We start from the raw sequence: 2,963 nt of genomic DNA on the forward strand, positions 1-2,963 counted from the left end.
GTCCATGGCGGCAGATCGTTCGGCATCGCACGCCATGCAATGCCGTAACGGATCACATACCGAAGACCGTTGAACAACTCTCTCAGATTATGGTGTCGCTGGTCCGCATCTTCTTTCATCAAAAGGAGGTATGGAACAATCAGAGACCACTCTTCGTCACTGATATCAGACGGATACGGTTTGCGGGCAGTATTCATCCATCTGTTCTGGAACACTTACGCCAGAAAGTACATAACACCCTCTAGGCTGCTTCCATGAAATAAACTTGAATTTGACTCTTGAGCTGTGCACGGATGACCTTGAAGAATACGGCAAAGGACGTAACGTTAGGGTTACCCCACTCCAATTAGATTGCTGGTCTCCGCAGCCATCCGCGCAATCACTGCTACGTGCCCTACGACGGTGATCGGGTCGCATTGACCCCTTACCTTCGCGTGCAAGGCACAGAGTCCGAAACACGGCCGTTCATCCGTCCTCCCCTCCCGTAACGCCGCTGCAAGCAAGTATTTGTACGACGCGCCTGTATCCGGGACTACCCATAACTACGATTCCGTACGCTGGAGCCCGCGCGGGCACGACTTTCCATAATGCGTATTTCCATTGAAATAACAGTCATCTGTCCAGATCGTGTGTCTGTTTTCCTTGCCATGCGGCCGGAAGAGAGCGACGATGACGGACAGACCCAGCCAGTCCATTGCCCCGACGTATCGACCGCCAGAGCCCGAATTGCGGCTCATTCTGCGCCCCGATGCTCCCGACCCGCGTCTCGTGGCGCTCGTTCGCCTCATGGCCCGTCGCGCGGCACGGGACTGGTTCCGGTCACAGCAACAGGAGCAGCGCCGCCGCTCCGGACCGTAAGGGATACCCCGTCATGAAGGTCGCGCTCTACGCCCGCTATTCCTCCGATAACCAGCGCGACGCCTCGATCGCCGACCAGCTTCGGGTCTGCCGCACCCACGCGGAAAAACAGGGCTGGACCATCGTCGAGGAGTATACCGACCACGCCATCTCGGGCGCGTCCCTCATGCGGCCCGGCATCCAGGCGCTGATTGCCGATGCACAGCGCGGACGGTTCCAGATCGTGCTGGCCGAGGCGATGGACCGCCTCTCACGTGACCAGGAGGACATAGCCGGCGTCTTCAAGCGCATGAACTATGCCGGCGTGCGGATCGTCACCCTCTCCGAGGGCGAAGTCTCCCATCTGCATGTCGGCCTGAAGGGCACGATGAACGCCCTGTTCCTGAAGGACCTGGCCGAGAAGACCCATCGCGGCCTGCGGGGGCGCGTGGAACTGGGCAAGTCCGGCGGCAGCAACGCCTATGGCTATGATGTTGTGCGCAGGCTCGACGCCAATGGCGAGCCGATACGGGGCGACCGGACCATCAATTCAGCGGAAGCCGACGTGGTCCGTCGCATCTTCCGCGATTTCGCGGCCGGGCTCGGGCCGCGCGCCATCGCCTTCCGCCTCAATGACGAGGGTATCCCGGCACCGGGCAGCGGCACCTGGGGTTTCTCGACCATCAACGGCAACCGGCTACGCGGCACGGGTATCCTCAACAATGAGATGTACGTGGGCAGGCTGGTCTGGAACCGCCAGCGGTTCATCAAGGATCCCGACACCGGCAAGCGTCAGGCCCGCCCCAACCCGGACACCGAATGGGTCATCCAGGAGGTGCCGGAATTGCGGATCGTCGATCAGGATCTATGGGACGCGGTCAAGGCACGGCAGGCCAGTGTCAGCGCCAGCCGCAATACACGCGATGCCTCCCTGCCCGACCATTTCCGCGAGAAGCGCCGTCCCCGTTACCTGTTCTCCGGCCTGAGCAAATGCGGCTGCTGCGGTGGCGGCTATTCCATGATCTCCGGCACCTTGCTCGGCTGCTCGACCGCCCGCAACAAGGGCACCTGTGACAACCGGACCAATATGCGCCGCGAGGAGCTGGAGCGGCGCGTCCTCGACGCCCTGCGTCACCACCTCATGGACCCGGACCTGTTCGCCGAGTTCTGCACGGCCTTCACCACCGAGATGAACCGGCTGCGCATAGAGGCGTCGGCCGACATCGGCGCAGCGGAATCAGAACTGAAGCGGGTCGAGCGCGAGATCCAGCGGCTGATGGATCTCTACCTTTCCGAAGCGATCTCGATCGAAACGGTCAAGGAGCGCGGCTCCAAGCTCGAAGCCCGCAAGGCGGAACTCAAGGACTTCCTCGCGAGCGCCGAGGAGCCGCCTCCCCTGCTCCATCCCCAAATGGCGGAGTTCTACCACCGACAGCTCGCGCGCCTACACGACATGCTGCATTCCGAGCTGGACGAAAAGCGCCAGGAGGCAGCCGAGGTGATCCGTTCACTGATCGAGGCGATCATTCTCACGCCATCCGACAAGGGGCTACAGATCGACGTCCGGGGCGATCTCGCGGGCATCCTGACGGTTGCGTCGGGCGGACAAACGAAAACCCCAGCCCGTTTCCGGACTGGGGTTCGTAATGCGTTCGCATCGCAAGTTCAGATGGTTGCGGGGGCCTGCTTCCCCTGCTGTCATAAGCCGACTTTCCTTTTTGCCGCTGACGTCATTTGCAACGTCGAGAATACCCATCAGCTCGCCGCGTAATGTAATATGAACTTCTCCCCGCTTCTCGCCTGGGGTGAAAACAATTCCTCCGATAAGGGAGCGTAAAGCTTCGGTTGCTTCCTTGCCGCCATCCGGGTCGTCCAGAGCCTCGGTGAACCGCTCCACGTTCCGCCGATAGTGACTGGCAATATCCGGATGCACATTGGGAACATCAGGTGGGGCTTCACGCAGGCGAGCCACTATGTCCGCCTTCTGCCCCTCAAGGCTGACCAGTCGTGTTTTCATCGAAGGCTGATACATCCCGTCCTCAATTGCCGCCATAATTCCGGCAATGCCTCGCTCGACCTTCCCGAGCGCCTTACGATCAGCAGCACTCTGCACACGCCATGTCTGG

The 2,963-nt window shown here is 60.9% G+C and carries 3 protein-coding genes; 2 read left to right on the forward strand and 1 reads right to left on the reverse strand.

Annotated features, from left to right (window positions below; translation table 11 throughout):
• On the reverse strand, positions 1-197 hold a 197-nt coding region (locus KP703_RS15180; protein WP_215754477.1), incomplete at its 3' end, for a transposase.
• A gap of 472 nt (positions 198-669) precedes the next feature.
• On the opposite strand from KP703_RS15180, the gene KP703_RS15185 reads away from it, so the two are divergent.
• Both KP703_RS15185 and KP703_RS15190 read left to right on the forward strand, forming a co-directional pair.
• Positions 670-858 carry a hypothetical protein gene (locus KP703_RS15185; protein ID WP_215755529.1) on the forward strand — a complete coding sequence of 63 codons (189 nt, stop codon included), beginning with the start codon at positions 670-672 and terminating at the stop codon, positions 856-858.
• Between the two features lie 13 nt (positions 859-871).
• Positions 872-2,608, forward strand: coding sequence for a recombinase family protein (locus KP703_RS15190; protein WP_252354122.1), 1,737 nt, complete (start codon positions 872-874; stop codon positions 2,606-2,608).
• Positions 2,609-2,963 lie beyond the last annotated feature (355 nt).

The sequence above is a fragment of the Acetobacter sp. P5B1 genome (assembly GCF_018811985.1).
GTDB classification, from domain to species: domain Bacteria; phylum Pseudomonadota; class Alphaproteobacteria; order Acetobacterales; family Acetobacteraceae; genus Acetobacter; species Acetobacter cerevisiae.